16 protein-coding genes and 1 pseudogene are annotated in these 16,800 nt (G+C 66.4%); 13 read left to right on the plus strand and 4 right to left on the minus strand.

The features are described 5' to 3' along the window. Nucleotides 1-110 precede the first annotated feature (110 nt). Nucleotides 111-1,082 carry a helix-turn-helix domain-containing protein gene (locus ASG27_RS14180; RefSeq protein ID WP_056416977.1) on the minus strand — a complete coding sequence of 324 codons (972 nt, stop codon included), beginning with the start codon at nt 1,080-1,082 and terminating at the stop codon, nt 111-113. A 221-nt stretch (nt 1,083-1,303) separates the two neighbouring features. Between ASG27_RS14180 and ASG27_RS14185 the strand changes: the two genes are divergently transcribed. The 6 genes from ASG27_RS14185 to ASG27_RS14210 are packed head-to-tail and all read left to right on the plus strand — an operon-like array spanning nt 1,304 to nt 7,321. After that, nucleotides 1,304-2,521 (plus strand): amino acid ABC transporter substrate-binding protein, encoded by a 1,218-nt coding sequence (locus ASG27_RS14185; protein ID WP_056170352.1) that lies wholly within the window; start codon nt 1,304-1,306, stop codon nt 2,519-2,521. 4 nt (nt 2,522-2,525) lie between these two features. After that, nucleotides 2,526-3,404 (plus strand): branched-chain amino acid ABC transporter permease, encoded by an 879-nt coding sequence (locus tag ASG27_RS14190; RefSeq protein ID WP_056416974.1) that lies wholly within the window; start codon nt 2,526-2,528, stop codon nt 3,402-3,404. Next, nucleotides 3,401-4,348, plus strand: coding sequence for a branched-chain amino acid ABC transporter permease (locus ASG27_RS14195; protein ID WP_056416971.1), 948 nt, complete (start codon nt 3,401-3,403; stop codon nt 4,346-4,348). Before ASG27_RS14190 ends, ASG27_RS14195 begins: the two co-directional genes overlap by 4 nt. Continuing rightward, on the plus strand, nt 4,341-5,105 hold the full coding sequence (locus tag ASG27_RS14200) for an ABC transporter ATP-binding protein (protein WP_056416969.1): 765 nt from the start codon (nt 4,341-4,343) through the stop codon (nt 5,103-5,105). The genes ASG27_RS14195 and ASG27_RS14200 overlap by 8 nt, the downstream gene beginning before the upstream one ends. After that, nucleotides 5,102-5,812 carry an ABC transporter ATP-binding protein gene (locus tag ASG27_RS14205; protein WP_056416966.1) on the plus strand — a complete coding sequence of 237 codons (711 nt, stop codon included), beginning with the start codon at nt 5,102-5,104 and terminating at the stop codon, nt 5,810-5,812. The genes ASG27_RS14200 and ASG27_RS14205 overlap by 4 nt, the downstream gene beginning before the upstream one ends. Nucleotides 5,813-5,869: 57 nt before the next feature. Further along, on the plus strand, nt 5,870-7,321 hold the full coding sequence (locus ASG27_RS14210) for an aldehyde dehydrogenase (RefSeq protein ID WP_056416963.1): 1,452 nt from the start codon (nt 5,870-5,872) through the stop codon (nt 7,319-7,321). Nucleotides 7,322-8,322: 1,001 nt separating this feature from the next. Here ASG27_RS14210 and tsaD read toward each other — a convergent pair. Together tsaD and ASG27_RS14220 are read right to left on the minus strand one after the other, a co-directional pair. Then, complete coding sequence (tsaD, locus tag ASG27_RS14215; RefSeq protein WP_056415015.1) at nt 8,323-9,372, minus strand: tRNA (adenosine(37)-N6)-threonylcarbamoyltransferase complex transferase subunit TsaD; 1,050 nt, start codon at nt 9,370-9,372, stop codon at nt 8,323-8,325. Between the two features lie 147 nt (nt 9,373-9,519). Continuing rightward, nucleotides 9,520-10,689 (minus strand): branched-chain amino acid ABC transporter substrate-binding protein, encoded by a 1,170-nt coding sequence (locus tag ASG27_RS14220; protein ID WP_056415012.1) that lies wholly within the window; start codon nt 10,687-10,689, stop codon nt 9,520-9,522. A 206-nt stretch (nt 10,690-10,895) separates the two neighbouring features. Between ASG27_RS14220 and ASG27_RS14225 the strand changes: the two genes are divergently transcribed. The 4 genes from ASG27_RS14225 to ASG27_RS14240 all read left to right on the plus strand — a co-directional run bounded on the left by ASG27_RS14225 (nt 10,896) and on the right by ASG27_RS14240 (nt 15,199). Beyond that, nucleotides 10,896-11,522 carry an ANTAR domain-containing response regulator gene (locus ASG27_RS14225; RefSeq protein WP_056415009.1) on the plus strand — a complete coding sequence of 209 codons (627 nt, stop codon included), beginning with the start codon at nt 10,896-10,898 and terminating at the stop codon, nt 11,520-11,522. A gap of 490 nt (nt 11,523-12,012) precedes the next feature. Beyond that, the gene (locus tag ASG27_RS14230; protein WP_056170379.1) at nt 12,013-13,257 is read left to right on the plus strand and encodes a CmpA/NrtA family ABC transporter substrate-binding protein; all 1,245 of its coding nucleotides are present in this window, start codon (nt 12,013-12,015) and stop codon (nt 13,255-13,257) included. A 65-nt stretch (nt 13,258-13,322) separates the two neighbouring features. Further along, the gene (ntrB, locus tag ASG27_RS14235; RefSeq protein WP_056416236.1) at nt 13,323-14,282 is read left to right on the plus strand and encodes a nitrate ABC transporter permease; all 960 of its coding nucleotides are present in this window, start codon (nt 13,323-13,325) and stop codon (nt 14,280-14,282) included. A 104-nt stretch (nt 14,283-14,386) separates the two neighbouring features. Then, nucleotides 14,387-15,199, plus strand: coding sequence for an ABC transporter ATP-binding protein (locus tag ASG27_RS14240; RefSeq protein WP_056415006.1), 813 nt, complete (start codon nt 14,387-14,389; stop codon nt 15,197-15,199). 184 nt (nt 15,200-15,383) lie between these two features. Here the strand turns inward: ASG27_RS14240 and ASG27_RS14245 are convergent, their stop codons facing one another. Beyond that, on the minus strand, nt 15,384-15,821 hold the full coding sequence (locus ASG27_RS14245; protein ID WP_056415005.1) for a CBS domain-containing protein: 438 nt from the start codon (nt 15,819-15,821) through the stop codon (nt 15,384-15,386). Between ASG27_RS14245 and ASG27_RS26810 the strand changes: the two genes are divergently transcribed. From ASG27_RS26810 to ASG27_RS27615, 3 genes and pseudogenes are all read left to right on the plus strand, one after another. After that, nucleotides 15,820-16,317, plus strand: coding sequence for a hypothetical protein (locus tag ASG27_RS26810; protein WP_156370584.1), 498 nt, complete (start codon nt 15,820-15,822; stop codon nt 16,315-16,317). The genes ASG27_RS14245 and ASG27_RS26810 overlap by 2 nt on opposite strands. A 30-nt stretch (nt 16,318-16,347) precedes the next feature. Beyond that, on the plus strand, nt 16,348-16,635 hold the full coding sequence (locus tag ASG27_RS14250; RefSeq protein ID WP_056434617.1) for a hypothetical protein: 288 nt from the start codon (nt 16,348-16,350) through the stop codon (nt 16,633-16,635). Between the two features lie 77 nt (nt 16,636-16,712). Further along, a pseudogene (locus tag ASG27_RS27615) lies at nt 16,713-16,800 on the plus strand (DUF4148 domain-containing protein); the annotation flags it as partial.

A 16,800-nucleotide genomic window follows, 5' to 3' on the forward strand; every position in this document is an offset into this window, starting at 1 on the left:
GCACAACTGCTATTGATTCAATAGCTGGAAGCGCCCTTACCGCAAGCGGTAGGGGCGTTTTTTCTTGTAAAACGACCTGCCGGCAGGCCTGCGCAGCGGCCCGGGCGCGCTCAGTGTGGCAGTGCAGGCCCCCGGGCCCGCACGCGGTACTCGCTGGGGCTGCAGCCCACATGGGTGCGGAACACGCGGCTGAAATGCGCGCTGTTCGAAAAGCCCCAGGACAGCGCGATGTCCGTCACTGATCGCTGCGCCTGCGCACTGCTGCGCAGGTCGCGCAGGCAGGCCTCCAGCCGCCGGCGCTGGATCATGGCGGCCAGCGTTTCCTCGTCGTCGGCCACCGCGTTGTAGAGGTGCCGCTTGCTGCAGTTGAGCGCCTGCGCCATGCGGTCTATGGTGAGTTCGGGGTCGCCCAGGTGGCGGTCGATGAACTGGCCGATGCGGTCGCGCAGGGCCTCGCGCTGCGACACGGCGCTGTGCTGGCCGTTGCGCTCCAGCAGCGACAGCTGCACCAGGTGCGTGATCACGTCGGCCACGCCGTCGGCGGCAGCGTCGGACATGCTGGGCAGCTCGGTGAACGCCGCGCGCATGGTGTCCCACGCCAGGCGCGACACGCCCGTGGTGCCTGAAAACCGCTGCACCATCAGGTCGTCGAGCTTGAGCTTGCGCTCGGGCAGTTGTTCCTTGGGGATCATCAGCACCATCTGGCGCACGGCCTCGGGGTTGCTCACGGCATAGGCGCGCGTGGTGTCGTACACGCTCCACTCGCCGGGCGACAGCCACACCTGCCGGCCATTCTGCTCGAAGCAGGCGCGCCCCTCGAGCTGCGCCACCACCTTGATGTAGGCCCGGTCGCTGCTGCGGATGAGGCTGGGGGTGCGCACCACACGGTGGCGGCTCACGTCGAGCTGGCACAGATTGATGTAGCCCGCCTGGCCCGACGTGATATGGCCCGCGAAGGCCTCGTCGCCGAAGGCATCGGACTCCAGCCCGCCAATGAGGCGCCACACCGCATCGCCCCACAGGTGCAGGCGGTCGCGCGGTGGCACGGTGTCGGTCGATACCTCGGTCAGAGGGTGGGCCATGGGTGTCTCCAGTCGTCATGCAGACGGTGCCGCCTGTCTCAGCGGGATTATCGGCCGCGCCGCTATTCCTGCGGCGGGCACGGAAATCCGGGTAAACCCCCTGCGCCGTGCACGCTGGGACAAGGCTTTTGTGCACGCTCAGCCCAGCGTACCGGGCGGCGTCTTCCTACGATCCGGGTACGGCCTGCGCTGCGCGGGCCTCCCATCCGAGGAGACACACAATGACAACGCATTCACCGTCCCAACCCTCCAAGCGCCAATGGATCAAGGGGGCCGCCGCCACCGTGGGCGCGCTGGCCGTGGCGCCGCAACTGCTGGCCCAAGGCAATGGCAGCGGCCCCGTGCGCATCGGCTACGCGATTGCCCGCACAGGCCCCTGGGCTGCGGGCGCCCAGGTCAGCCAGGAGCCCAACTACCTGCTGTGGGCCGAACAGGTGAACGCCGCCGGCGGCCTGAGCATCAAGGGCGCCAAGCGCCCCATCGAGCTCATCGGCTACGACGACCGCAGCGAGACCGAGACCTGCGTGCGCACGTTTGAAAAGCTCATGGGCAGCGACAAGGTGGACCTGATCCTGCCGCCCTGGGGCTCGGGCGCCAACTTCGCCATCGCACCGCTGGCCAACCGCTTCGGCTACCCGCTGCTGGCGCCCACCGCCCTGTCGCGCAAGCTGATCGACATGAACCTGCCCTACTTCTTCTCGCTGCTGCAGCAGCCCGACAAGATGATGGGCGCGCTGGTGGACATGCTGGTGGCCAACGGCGTGAAGTCGGTGGCCATCGTCTACATGGACGACCTGTTCGGCCTGGAAAACTTCGCGGCGCTGAACAGCGCGCTCAAGAAGACCAGCATCCAGGTGGTGGAGAGGAAGAGCTACCCGCTGGGCGTGAAGGACCTGGCGCCCGTGCTGCGCGGCATCAAGGACCTGAACCCCGATGCCTTCATCGGCATCACCTACCCGCCCGACACCATCCTGGCCAGCCGCCAGGCGCGCGAGGTGGGCCTGAACCCCAAGTTCTTCTACGCCTCGGTGGGCACCGCCTTCCAGCTGTACAAGAACGTGATGCAGGCCAACACCGAAGGCGTGATCGGCATGGGATCGTGGAGCGTGAAGACCAGCCCCGAGGCCAAGGCCTACTTCGACGCCCACGTGAAGAAGTTCAGCAAGGAGCCCGACCGCTGGGCCAGCGGCCATGCCTGGGCGGGCCTGCAGATCCTGCAGCAGGCCGTGGAGAAGGTGGGGCTGGACCGCAAGGCGCTGCGCGAGCACATCGCCAAGAACGAGTTCAAGACCATCCTGGGCGGCATCCGCTTTGCAGGCAGCGAGAACGCCTCCATCCCGGGCACGGTGAGCCAGTGGCAGGGCAGCGACTTCGAAGTGGTGTGGCCCAAGGACCGCGCCACGGCGCAGTTGAACACCGCAAAACCAGCCTGGAAATAACACAGTGTCTCTGACTTCCTGGGCCGAACTGGTCGCCAGCGGCCTCATTACCGGCGGCATCTACGCGCTGGTGGCCATGGGCCTGAACCTGCAGTACGGGCTGATGCGCATCATGAACATCTCGCATGGCGAGTTCCTGATGCTCGGTGCCTTCATCACCTGGTGGACGCACACCGCCTGGGGCTGGTCGCCGTTGCTGCTGATGCCCATCGCCTTCATCGCGCTGTTCGCGCTGGGGGTGGCGGTGCATGCGCTGTGCTTCAAGCGCCTGGCGGCGCGCGCACCCAACGTGGACGTGTTCGAGGCACGCAGCCTGATGGCGGGCTTTGGCCTGATGTTCCTGGTGCAGAACACCGCCCTCTTGATCTGGGGCGGCGACCTGCGCGGCTACGAATACCTGGCCGACCCGGTGCAGGTGGCGGGCATGCGCTTCACCGAGAACAAGCTGGTGCTGTTCGGCGTGGCACTGGCGCTGTCGGCCGCGCTGATCGCGCTCCTCAAGCTCACCTTGCTGGGCAAGGCCGTGCGGGCGCTGATGCAGTCGCCCACGGGCGCGCAGCTGGTGGGCATCAACACCCGGCGCCTGCACCCGATGATGTTCGGCATCGGCCTGGGCCTGTCGGGCGTGGCGGGAGCGCTGCTGTCGATGACCTACGAGATCTCGCCCTCCATGGGCGAGCCCTACACCGTGACCGCGCTGATCGTGATCACGCTGGGCGGCTTCGGCAGCCTGGCGGGCAGCCTGGCTGGGGGCCTGCTGCTGGGTGTGGTCGAGGCCCTGGGCACGCACTTCAGCAGCCCGTCTCTCAAGATGCTGCTGAGCTACGCAGTCTTCATCGGCGTGCTCATCTGGCGCCCCAACGGTTTGTTCAGCAAAAAATGAAACTCCATTCCAACAAGCCCTGGCTCGCGCTCGCCGTGGGCACGGCCGTAGTCGGCACCCTGCCCTGGCTGGTGTCCGAGTTCATGGCCTCGGTGCTGCTCAGCTGCCTCATGTACATCGCACTCGCCACCAGCTGGTCGCTGTTCTGCGGTGCCACGCGCTATCTCTCGCTGGCCACCTCTGCCTTCTTCGGCATCGGGGCGTATGCCAGCGCCACGCTGCTCGGTAGCCTGCCCTGGCCGCTGGTGATCGTGGCCGGCGCGCTGATCGCCGCCGTGGTGGCCGTCGTGATGGGTGCGGCGGTGCTGCACCTGCGCGGCACCTACTTCGCGGTGCTCACCTTCGGCATGACGGAGCTGATCCGCCATGCGGTGACCTTTGTCGAAAAGCAGGTGTCGGGCACCGTCGGTCGCGTGCTCACGGTGGTGCCCAGCAACGAGACGGTGTACCTCACGGTGCTGCTGATCGCGGCTGCCGCCATTGCCACATCGATTGCGGTAAAGCGCAGCCGCTTCGGCCTGGCGCTCTCGGGCATCGGCGCCGACGAGCAGCGCGCGCAGACGCTGGGCGTGGACACGCGCCTGGCCAAGATCGCGGGCTTCGGCATCACGGCCGCGTTTGCGGGTGCCGTGGGCGCGGCCATGGCGGTGCGCTGGACCTACATCGAGCCGGCGGCAGTGTTCAGCCCCTTCATCGGCTTCCAGACGGTGCTGATCGCGCTGATCGGCGGCGCGGCCAGCATCGGCGGCCCGGTGCTCGCGGCCATCGTCTTCAGCCTGCTGGCCGAGACGCTGCGCCTGCAGCTGCCCTATGGCTACATGATGGTGCTGGGCCTGCTCCTCATCCTGTGCGTGATGTACCTGCCCAACGGACTGGCCACGCTGTGGCAGCGCAAGCGGGCGGCCACGCCCGCCGCACCTGCCACGGAGGCTGGCCATGTCTGAGGCCCTGCTGACCATCGACAGCGTGACGGTGCGCTTTGGCGGGCTGACCGCCGTGGACGGCGTGAGCGCCACACTGCATGCGGGCGAGCTCATCGGCATCATCGGCCCCAACGGCGCGGGCAAGACCACGTTCTTCAACGCCATCTCGGGCGTGCAGCCGCCGACCTCGGGCACGCTGCACTGCGGTGCCGACAACCTCACAGGCAATGGGCCGCACCACTATGCGGCCCACGGCATCGCGCGTACCTTCCAGACACCGCGCGTGTTCCCGGACATGACGGTGCGCGACAACGTGCGCTTCGGCATGCAGTTCGCGGGCCGCCACCGCCAGGGGCCCGTGGGCCTGCGCAATGAGGACGAGATCCTGGCCATGCTGGGCCTGTCAGCCCTCGCAGACCGGCCCGCAGCCGACGTGACGCCTTCGCAGCAGCGCCTGCTGGAGATCGGCATGGCCCTGGGGACGCGCCCGCGCCTTTTGCTGCTCGATGAGGTGGCCGCCGGCCTGACCGAGGCCGAGGTCGATGCCATGGCCCAGCGCATCCGCCGCCTGCGCGACGACTGGGGCCTCACTGTGGTGTGGATCGAGCATGCGGTGACCACGCTGCTCAAGTACGTGGAGCGCGTACTGGTGCTGCACCAGGGCCGCAAGATCGCCGATGGCACGCCCGCCGAAGTGGTGCGCAACCCGGAGGTCATCGAGGCCTACCTGGGCGATGAGATGGGCACACAGGCCACGCCCGAAGGAGCTACGGCATGAGCGGCGCACACCTCTCGGTACAGGATCTGACCACGGGCTACAACGGCTTTCAGGTGCTGCAGGACCTGTCGCTCGAATCAACGCCCGGCATCACGGTCATCGTGGGTCCCAACGGCGCGGGCAAGACCACGCTGCTCAAGGCCCTGGCCGGCCTGCTGCCGCGCCAAGGCACGGTGCAGCTCGACGGTCAGGCCATGCCCGCAATGAATGCGACGGCCTGCGTGCAGCGCGGCCTGGCCCTGGTGGCCGAGGGCCGCCAGCTGTTCCCGCAGATGACGGTGACCGAGAACCTGGAACTCGGCCGCTGGCTGGTGCCCTCGCGGGTGCGCGCCGAGCGCCTGGCCCAGGCCTTCGAGGACTTCCCGCGCCTCAAGGAACGCGCCCAGCAACTGGCCGGCACCATGAGCGGCGGCGAGCAGCAGATGGTGGCCGTGGCCCGCGCCATGATGAGCGGCCCGCGCCTGTTGATGCTGGACGAGCCCTCGCTGGGGCTGGCACCGCGCATGGTGGACGAACTGCTGGCCATCGTGCAGCGCATCGCGGCGCAGGGCGTCACCGTGCTCATGGTGGAGCAGAACGTGCGCAAGGCGCTGCAGGTGGCCCAGCGCGGCTACGTGCTGGAGCGTGGGCGCATCGTGGCCTCTGGCGAGGCTGCCACGCTGCTGCAATCCGATGCGGTACGCCAGGCCTATCTGGGCGTGGCCTGAATCTTTTCGACCCACTCGTATCCGACTTTTTCCCTTGTCCTTCAGGAGACTGATTCCATGACTGCCATTTCCATGCTGATCCACGGCGAGCGCGTGCAGGCCACCGGCGGCGCGACTTTCGAGCGCCGCAACCCGCTCGACGGCTCCGTGGCCACCACCGCCCCCGCCGCCACCGTGGCCGATGCCAAAGCCGCCGCAGACGCAGCCGCCAAGGCCTTCCCGGCCTGGTCGGCCCTGGGCCCCAATGCCCGCCGTGCGCTGCTGCTCAAGGCCGCGCACGCACTCGAAGCCAAGGGCGACGCCTTTGCTGCCGCCATGGCCGCAGAGACCGGCGCATCGGGCCTGTGGGCCGGCTTCAACGTGCACCTGGCGGCAGGACTGCTGCAGGAGGCTGCGGCCCTGACCACGCAGATCGCGGGCGAGGTGATTCCGTCCGACGTGCCCGGCAGCCTGGCCATGGGCGTGCGCCAGGCCGCAGGCGTGGTGCTGGGCATCGCGCCGTGGAACGCGCCCATCATCCTGGGGGTGCGCGCCATCGCCACACCGCTGGCCTGCGGCAACACGGTCATCCTCAAGGGCTCCGAGTTGAGCCCCGCCACGCACGGCCTGATCATCGAGGCCCTGCAGGAAGCCGGCCTGCCCCCGGGCGTGGTGAACTTCGTGACCAACGCACCCGCCGACGCCGGTGCGGTGGTCGAGGCCATCGTGTCCCACCCGGCCGTGCGCCGCGTGAACTTCACGGGCTCCACCAAGGTGGGCCGCATCATCGCGCAGACGTGTGCCAAGTACCTCAAGCCCGTGGTGCTGGAGCTGGGCGGCAAGGCCCCGCTGCTGGTGCTGGACGATGCGGATGTGGATGCCGCCGTGGCGGGCACCGTGTTCGGCTCGTTCGCCAACTCGGGCCAGATCTGCATGTCCACCGAACGCATCATCGTGGACAACGCCGTGGCCGACGAGTTCGTGGCCAAGCTGGGCGAGCGCGCCAAGGCCCTGCCCCTGGGCGACCCGCGCAAGGGCCCGGTGGTGCTGGGGTCGGTGGTGGACATGGCCACGGTGCACCGCTGCAACGCGCTGATCGACGACGCGCTGGCCAAGGGCGCCACGCTGGTGTGCGGCGGCAAGAGCGAGAACACGCTGATGGCCGCCACCATCCTGGACCACGTGACGGCCGAGATGGACATCTACCGCGAGGAGTCGTTCGGCCCGGTCAAGCCGGTGGTGCGGGTGAACGGCGTGGAGGAGGCGATCGCCTGCGCCAACGACAACGAGTTTGGCCTGTCATCTGCCGTATTCAGCCGCGATGTGGCGAAGGCGTGGAATGTGGCGGCGCGCATTGAGTCGGGGATTTGTCATATCAACGGGCCGACGGTGCATGACGAGGGGCAGATGCCGTTCGGGGGCGTGAAGAGTTCGGGGTATGGGCGTTTTGGGGGGATGGCGGGGGTGCGGGAGTTTACGGAGCTGCGGTGGATTACGGTGCAGACGACTGCGCGGCACTATCCGTTCTGAAGCGGTGCTGTCTGTGGATTGAGGTTGTCCTGCCGCCCATCTGTTCGGGTTGAGCCTGTTGAAACCAGGGCACTCGACCCACGTCCGTTCGGCTTGAATCTTTCGCAACCGCGGCAGATTGAATCCCGCCCGTTCGGGTTGAGCTTGTCGAAACCTKGGCGCTGCTCGCAGGCTCGCTGATGGGCAGCATGCCTTTGTTGAGGGCGGAGGCCGGGAGTCGCCCGGCGTGCGAGTAACTTTCTTTCGCGTCGCCGAAAGAAAGTCACCAACCTACAGCCTGCGTCCCCACTCGCCCTGCGGGCGAGTGGGGCAACCTGCGGTGCTCGGTCGTGGGGTGCGCTGCGGAACTCGCTGCGCGCTGCCGCGCTACGCTCARACAWCCGCAGCGAGTCAGTTCACGATGCGTGTGTCCTTCGGCACACGCTCACCCCACGCCCTGCGCTCCTCGGCGCATCCTGAAGGGMTGGGGGAGAGAACATCCACACGGGCCATCGCTGCGCTCGGCCTGGCGGTCGCGGCGCGAAGCGCCTGCGCGTTCGGGGCCGAGCAACGCGATGGCCCGTGTGGMTGTTCGGCTGTCCACCCCCTGTGGCTGCGCCTGCGKCGGGGCGGTTGCGGGGTGGCATGCGCGTCGSAGCGCGCATGCTTCGTSMTCTAGCTCGCCGCAGTTGTTTGAACGTAGCTGCAAAGCAGCGCAGTGAGTTCTGCGGCGCACCCCGCAACCGCACCGACGCAGGTTTGCCCCTTCGCAACGCGAAGGGGTCGCAGACTTGGGGTCGCCTTCTCTTTGGTGACTTTCTCTTGGCGACGCAAGAGAAAGTTACCGCGCCGCCGGGCGCGCACCCCGGCTCCCGCCCTCAGCACAGGCACACCTCTCAAACCAGCGAGCTCGCGAGCAGCGCCCAGGTTTCGACAAGCTCAACCCGAACGGACAGCGTTGCGAACTGTTCGGCATGTAAACGGTTTCTCGAACTCAAAGTACCGGCATCTCGACAAGCTCATCAAGCCCCCGCAGCAATCGCATCCAACGGCCACCGCGGCTTCACATCAAACGCATAGTCGCTGCTGGCCTCCTGCTGCCCCGCCTGCAACCGCATCGCCGCCGCCATCGCGATCATCGCCCCGTTGTCCGTACACAAATGCAGTTCCGGGTAATGCACCCGCACCCCCGCAGCCGTGCAGGCCGCATTCAGCTGCGCACGCAAATGCCGATTGGCCCCCACGCCACCGGCCACCACCACACGCTTCAAACCCGTCTGCTTGAGCGCCGTCAGCGTCTTGCGCACCAGCACGTCCACGATCGCTGCCTCGGTGCTGGCGGCCAAATCGGCCTTGCGGGCTTCGAGCGCATCGCCCAGCTTCTTGGCCTGCGTGAGCACCGCCGTTTTGAGCCCCGCAAAAGAAAAATCGAGGTCTCCGCTATGCAATAGAGGCCGCGGCAGCTTGAACGCCGTGGCACTGCCTTGCTCCGCCAGCCGCGACAACGCAGGGCCGCCCGGGTAGCCCAGGCCCATGAGCTTGGCGGACTTGTCGAAGGCCTCCCCGGCGGCGTCGTCGATGGTCTCGCCCAAGATCTCGTAGCGGCCCACGCCGTCCACGCGCATCAGCTGGGTATGGCCGCCCGACACCAGCAGGGCCACGAAGGGAAACTCCGGCGGGTCGGCACTCAGGAAGGGCGATAGCAGATGCCCTTCCAGGTGGTGCACGCCCAGCACGGGCTTGCCCAGCGACGCCCCCAGCGCGCACGCCACGCCGGCGCCCACCAGCAAGGCGCCGGCCAGGCCCGGGCCGCGGGTGTACGCCACCACGTCCACGTCGGCCAGGGTGTGGCCGGACTCGGCGAGCACCTGCGTAGTCAGCGGCAGCACGCGGCGGATGTGGTCGCGGCTGGCCAGCTCGGGCACCACGCCGCCGTACGCCTGGTGCATCTCGATCTGGCTGTGCAGCGCGTGCGACAGCAGGGTGGGCACGGCGGCGTCGCCGGTGGAGCGCACCAGGGCCACGCCGGTTTCGTCGCAGGAGGATTCGATTCCAAGGATCAGCAAACTCATCGCCCGAGTGTAAAACCCGCACCGGGATGGCCCGCCGCCACGGCACAAAGCCCCTGCGGGCGCTGGCCGGCAGGGGCTTTTGCAGTGAGGAGCGTGGTGCGCAGAAGGCGGTGGAGCCCACCGACCTGGCGCAACCTCAGGGGACCGTTACCAGCGGTCCGACCGCATGCGCAGCTCCCAGCTGCCGCTGCGCAGTTCGTAAACGCCCACGGCGCCGTAGCGCTGCTCGCCCTTGTCGTCCCAGGTCATGGTGCCGATCACGGGCGCGTAGCCGTTGATGCTGTGCATGGCCTTGGTGATCTCCTTCGGCTCTGCCGACTTGGCCTTCTGGATGGCGGCAGACAGCACGTACATGCTGTCGTAGCTGTAGTGTCCGCCATAGGCGGGCGGCTTCTTGTACGCCTCGATGTACTTTTCGAGGAAGGGCTTGCCGGTGGCGAATTCCTTGGCCTCCAGCACGGGCGACGTGGCGTAGATGCCGTCGATGATGCCGGCGCCCTTGACCATGTCGGTCGTCTTGATGGTGTCGCCGCCCAGCAGGCTGACCTTGGTGTGGTCGACCTTGCGCAGGGCCTCGAGCAGCGCCAGCGCCTGGAAGTCGTTCAGGGTGGAGACGATGACCTCCACCTTGGCGGCCTTGAGTTCGCCGGCCAGTTCATTGAACGCCGTGGTCTTGTCGTCGAACGACTTGCGCACCACGACCTCTTTCTTCTCGGTCTTGAGCTGCGCGGCCGCACCGTCGGCCAGGCCCTTGCCGTAGGGCGTGCCGTCGTCCAGTGCGGCGTAGCGGGACGCACCGAGCTGCGTGGCGGCGAACGAGCCGATGGCGCGCGCCTGCAGGGTGTCGTTGCCGACCATGCGGAACGTGGTGGGAAAGCCCAGCTGCGTGAACTTGGGGTTGGTGGAGATGGCGATCTGCGCAATGTCCTTGGCCGCGTAGATGGGCGCGGTCTCGATGCTCACGCCCGAGTTCAGGTGGCCGATGACCGCCACCACACCCGCATCCACCAGTTGCTGGGCCACGGTCTTGCCGGTGGCGGCGTCGGCCTTGTCGTCCACCGAGACCACCTCCAGCGTCACGCGCTTGCCATCCACGGTGTAGCCGCCCTTGTTCAGCTCGGCCACCGCCAGGTTCACGCCGTTGAGCAGATCCTGCCCCAGCGCGCCCAGCGGGCCGCTCAAGGGCTGGGCCACGCCGATCTTGATGGTGTCGGGCACCTTGCTGCACCCGGACAGGAGCAGCAGCGCCGCAGACGTGACCGCGGTCAAGGCCAGGCCGGCGGAAAGAAAACGGCGCCGGTCGTTAAGCTTGTTCATGCAGATTCCTCATCAGTATGTCAATGTGACCAGATGTATATGCGAGCGAATGGAAGGCGGCTATCGGGTATGCCCTGCCAATCATCAAACTATTAGCAAGTTTCAGGCCCTGCAAGGCACGCAGGGCTCGGTGGTGTGATGATCGGACGTCCTGCACCGCTTCTGCGCACCAATTTGTGGCGTAAAAATTGCTTATGCTTCGGGGTATGAACGAGTCTTTGCGCATCGTGGTGGTGGCCCCGGACCTGGCCATCGCCGATCCCGACGACGAACACGCCGTGTTGCAGGCGGAACGTTCGCGGGCGCTGCGCATCGGGCTGCTGGAGAACAACTTCAACCTGGTGGCCACGCTGCCGGCCGACGTGTTCCTGAGCGAGCGCATCGCGCAGCTCCAGCCCGACCTGATCATCGTGGACGCCGAGAGCGAGGCGCGCGACGCGCTGGAGCATGTGGTGGTTGCCACGCGCGACGAGCGCCGGCCCATCGTGATGTTCACCAACGACGAAGACACATCACACGTGAAGGACGCAGTGGCGGCGGGCGTGTCGGCCTACATCGTGGCCGGCCTGTCGCCCCAGCGCATCCGCCCCATCCTGGACGTGGCGATGGCGCGCTTTCAGCACGAACAGGCCCTGCGCGCCGAGCTGGCCGATGCCAAGACCGAGCTCAAGGACCGCAAGACCATCGACCGTGCCAAGGGCCTGCTGATGCAGCGCCAGGGCCTGACCGAGCAGGCAGCGTACGAGAAGCTGCGCAAGACGGCCATGGACAAGGGCCTCAAGCTCGTGGACGTCGCCCAGCGCATGCTGGATGTGATGGACCTGCTGGGCTGAGCCCGCGATACCCCCCTGAGGCCCTGCGCGCCCGCAGCAGGGGCTTCTCGGTGTGCTGCATGGCCGCGCTTTTATCCTTTCCGCCCTGCCCTGGTCCGCGCCCAGTTCTCGCCCCCTCCCAGATGGTGCACCGCACAAAGGCAGTGCGGGCGTTCCCGCTGCACCCATTGCACCACCATTTGATTAAAAATGGCCGCTACCGCTTGACAGATAAGCGCTACCAGCTATCAATTACATAGCAATCACCACCCCGCGCAGGCGCGCAGCTGGTGCATCAAAGGTTGGCACGCAGCTTGCATAAACCCTGGCAAGACCAATGAAGGTCTTGCCCCTGACAGCAGCGGCCCAACGACGGGCCGGTGCTGATGCCAGGCCCCAATGCTTGGCAACGGACAAAGGCGTCCCCACCCGCCCCGACGTATGCATGTGTGCATCTCGCGGGGTGTGGTGTGGACGCCTTTTTGTTTTTAACGCTACGAGGAAGTGCCCCATGACCGATCTGCTCAAAACCAGCCTCAACCGCCGCACCGTGCTGCAGGCCGCTACCGTGGGCGCCGTCGGCGTCAGCCCCGCGCTGCGTGCGCTGGTGCATGCCCAGGGCTCGGACGCCCCCGAGAAGAAGGAGGTCAAGATCGGCTTCATCCCGCTGACGGACTGCGCCAGCGTGGTGATGGCCTCGGTGCTGGGCATCGACAAGAAATACGGCGTGACCATCATCCCCACCAAGGAAGCCTCCTGGGCCGGTGTGCGCGACAAGCTGGTCAACGGCGAGCTCGACTTTGCCCACGTGCTGTACGGCCTGGTCTACGGCGTGCACCTGGGCCTGGCCGGCCCCAAGAAGGACATGGCCGTGCTGATGAACCTCAACCACAACGGCCAGGCCATCACGCTGTCCAAGAAGCTGGCGGACAAGGGTGCCGTCAACGGCGCGGGCCTGGCCAAGCTGATGGCCAGCGAGAAGCGGGAGTACACCTTCGCGCAGACCTTTCCCACCGGCACGCACGCCATGTGGCTGTACTACTGGCTGGCGGCCAACGGCATCAACCCGATGAAGGACGCCAAGGTCATCACCGTGCCGCCACCACAAATGGTGGCCAACATGCGCGTGGGCAACATGGACGGCTTCTGCGTGGGCGAGCCCTGGAACCACCGCGCCATCATGGACGGCATCGGCGTGACCGCCACCACCACGCAGGACATCTGGAAGGACCATCCCGAGAAGGTGCTGGGCACCACGTCCGAATTCGTGCAGAAGTACCCCAACACGGCACGCGCCGTGACGGCCGCCATCCTGGAGGCCAGCAAGTGGATCGACGAAGGCCTGGCCAACAAGAACAAGATGGCCGAGACCATTGCCGGCAAGGCCTACGTGAACACCGGCGTGGACGCGATCAACCAGCGCATCCTGGGCCGCTACCAGGACGGCATGGGCAAGACCTGGGACGACCCCAACCACATGAAGTTCTTCAACGACGGCGCGGTGAACTTCCCATACCTGTCGGACGGCATGTGGTTCCTCACGCAGCACAAGCGCTGGGGCCTGATCAAGGACCACCCCGACTACCTGAACGTGGCCAAGGCCGTGAACCGCATCGACGTCTACAAGCAGGCCGCCGCCGCATCGAAGACCCCCGTGCCCAAGACCGAGATGCGCAGCAGCAAGTTCATGGACGGCGTGGTGTGGGACGGCAAGGACCCCGCCAAGTACGCCGACAGCTTCAAGGTCAAGGCCTGATCGCCCTGGCCTGACGACGACATCCACTCCGCCAGCACCACCCGCCCCTCTTGAAGGAGAACACCATGGTCAGCGCCGTTTTTCACACCCCGTTGGATGCAGCCCCGCCGGTTGCCACAAAAGCCATGCACCCTGCAGCCACCGCCGCCACGGCCAGCGCTACGCCGGCCACCGGCACGAGCAGCCAACCGCAATCCACCACCGCCAGCACGCCGCCAGCACCGCGGCGTGACTGGGCTGCGCTGTCACGCAGCTTCTGGATGGCCGTGCTGCCACCGCTGTGCGGCCTGGGCCTGCTCATCGGCCTGTGGGCGGTGGTGTCCACCACCACCGGCGGCAGCATCCCCAGCCCCGTGGAGACCTGGAAGCAGGCGCTGGAGATCTTCAGCAACCCGTTCTACCGCAACGGCCCCAACGACCAGGGCGTGGGCTGGAACGTGCTGATGTCGCTGGAGCGCGTGGCCATCGGCTTCGGCATGGCGGCGCTGGTGGGCATTCCGGCGGGCTTCGTGATCGGGCGTTTCAACTTCCTGTCGCGCATGTTCAACCCGCTGATCAGCTTGCTGCGCCCCGTGTCGCCCCTGGCCTGGCTGCCCATCGGCCTGCTGGTCTTCAAGGGCGCCAACCCGGCCGCCATCTGGACCATCTTCATCTGCTCCATCTGGCCCATGATCATCAACACCGCCGTGGGCGTGCAGCGCGTGCCGCAGGACTACATGAACGTGGCCCGCGTGCTGAACCTGTCGGAGTGGAAGATCGCCACCAAGATCCTCTTCCCCGCCGTGCTGCCCTACATGCTGACCGGCGTGCGCCTGGCCGTGGGCACTGCATGGCTCGTGATCGTGGCGGCCGAGATGCTGACCGGCGGCGTCGGCATCGGCTTCTGGGTGTGGGACGAGTGGAACAACCTGAACGTCAAGAACATCATCATCGCGATCTTCGTGATCGGCATCGTCGGGCTGGTGCTGGAGTTTGCGCTCATCAAGCTGGCCACTGCGTTCACCTTCGAAGAAGTCAAGACCTGACCCACCCCTGAGCCGCGCCTGCGGCGCGTCATCCCCTCAGGCGCCCCCCAGCGGTCCGGCCAAGCCGGGGCCACTGCGGGCCTTGAAACAACCAGGAGTTCCTCATGCACACCTCTCTCACCACCAAGTTCATCGAAGTCCATGGCGTGGAGCAGACCTTCAAGACCGCCAAGGGCCTGTTCCCGGCGCTCAAGAACATCAACCTCACGATCGCCAAGGGGGAGTTCGTCGCGCTGATCGGCCACTCGGGCTGCGGCAAGTCCACGCTGCTCAACCTGATCGCGGGCCTGACCACACCCACCAACGGCGCGCTGCTGTGCGCCAACAAGGAGATCAAGGGCCCGGGCCCCGAGCGCGCGGTGGTGTTCCAGAACCACTCGCTGCTGCCGTGGCTGACCTGCTTCGACAACATCTACCTGGCGGTGGAACGCGTATTCGGCGGCAAGGAAAGCAAGGCGCAGCTCAAGGCCCGCACCGATGCGGCCCTGGCGCTCGTCGGCCTGACGCCGGCAGCGCAAAAGCGCCCCGGCGAAATCTCGGGCGGCATGAAGCAGCGCGTGGGCATCGCCCGCGCCCTGTCGATGGAACCGCAGGTGCTGCTGATGGACGAGCCCTTCGGCGCCCTGGACGCATTGACGCGCGCCAAGCTGCAGGACGAGTTGCTGGAGATCGTGGCGCGCACGCAGAGCACCGTGGTCATGGTCACGCACGATGTGGACGAGGCCGTGCTGCTGTCCGACAAGATCGTGATGATGACCAACGGGCCCGCCGCCACGATTGGCGAGGTGCTGGCCGTCGACCTGCCCCGCCCCCGCCGCCGCGTGGAGCTGGCCGAAGACGCGCAGTACGTGCACTACCGCAAGGCCGTGATCGATTTTCTGTACACGCGCCAAGGGCACGTCGAGAAAGCGGCCTGAAGCCCCGGCGCTGCCAGCGCGTGGCAGCGCAACACCCCAGGCGCTGGCCGGTCCCGGTCAGCGCCTTTTTCATTCGGCGCTGACACGCACCGCAGGTTGAACGCGCGCGGCCCAAGCCGCCGCCGCCGTGCAAGGGCCGCACCGCCACTGGGGCGGCGCCCCGCGCAGCGCCTCGAAGGGCTCGTCAATGACTGCCGGTGATGTACTGCTCCAGCTGCTCGATGATGAATTTCTGCTCGGAGATGATGTCCTTGACCAGGTCGCCGATGGAAATCATGCCGACCAGCTTGCCGTTGTCCACCACGGGCAGATGTCGCAGGCGGCCGGTGCTCATCATCTGCATGCACTGCTCGCTGGTCTGGTCGGGCCGCACGAAACGCACGGCCGAGGTCATCACATCGCGCGCGATGGTGGCCGCCGAGGTGCGGCCCAGCAGGGCGATCTTTCGCGCATAGTCGCGCTCGGTGAAGATGCCCACGATGGCATCGCCCTCGGTGACCACCAGCGCACCGATGCCTTTGTCAGCCATGAGCTGCAAGGCCGCCAGCACCGAATCGGTGGGCCGGATGGTGTGCACGGTGGCGTCGGGCTTGGCCTCGAGAATCTTGGAGACGATGGTCATGGAACCTCCCTCTGAAACCTGGAACAGGTACAGAGAGATTTCAGCCCATAAGCCCCGTCAGCGCAACCCGCGCAAGCCCGATTTGCGGCGCTTTGTAGGGGATCCGACCAATCAGTTGTTTCGTGGCTGTTGCATTCGGCCCGCAGCGAAACAAACTGAAAAGAACCGAAACCGCGACGAGACGACGCAACACGCAGTCATGGGCACGATGGAGCCCATGTTCAACGCACCTCTCCTGAGTTCAACCCCTGGTGGTAAGAGCCGCCCCCAGTTGCCGCTGACCGCATCGCAAGACGCCCTGCACAAACGGCAACCCTTGGCTCCAGTGATTGTTTCCAATACCGGAACAGTCAGTTTGCGACCAGATGGTTTTTCTCTGAACAGCCCCGGCGTACAGTTCATCCCATCGATGAGCCGAACCCGCAAGGCGACTCACCGAACCCGGGATCTGGCGATGGACACCTTTCGTTCCTGCACTGGTTACCGGCTTTTTTGAGACGCTTTTTTTAACTTCAAGGACTTCATCATGAACAAGACCGCACGCTTCCTCTCCATCGCCGCTGTGTCCGCTTTCGCTGCCTTCGGCGCCCACGCTGACGAAGCCGATGCTTCGCAATTCGCCACSAAGTTCGAMACSAACCGCACCCGCGCYGAAGTGGCTGCCGAAGCCTCCACCGTTGCCCAGACCCGCAGCATCGAGCCTGCTGGTTCGCGCGTCGTGACCTACAAGTCCACGGCTGACCGCGCTGCGGTGCGTGCCCAGGCTGCCGACGCTGTGCGCACCGGCCAGATCCCTTCGGGTGAGCAAGGCTGATCTGGATCCGACGGATTCAGCTTCCTGACTCTCTCCATAAAAAACCTGACTTCTAAAAAATACACTGGACTTTCATCATGAACAAGACTGCACGTTTCCTCTCCATCGCCGCTGTGTCCGCTTTCGCTGCCTTCGGTGCCCACGCTGACGAAGCCGATGCTTCGC

Source organism: Acidovorax sp. Leaf191 (genome assembly GCF_001424425.1).
Lineage (GTDB): Bacteria > Pseudomonadota > Gammaproteobacteria > Burkholderiales > Burkholderiaceae_C > Acidovorax.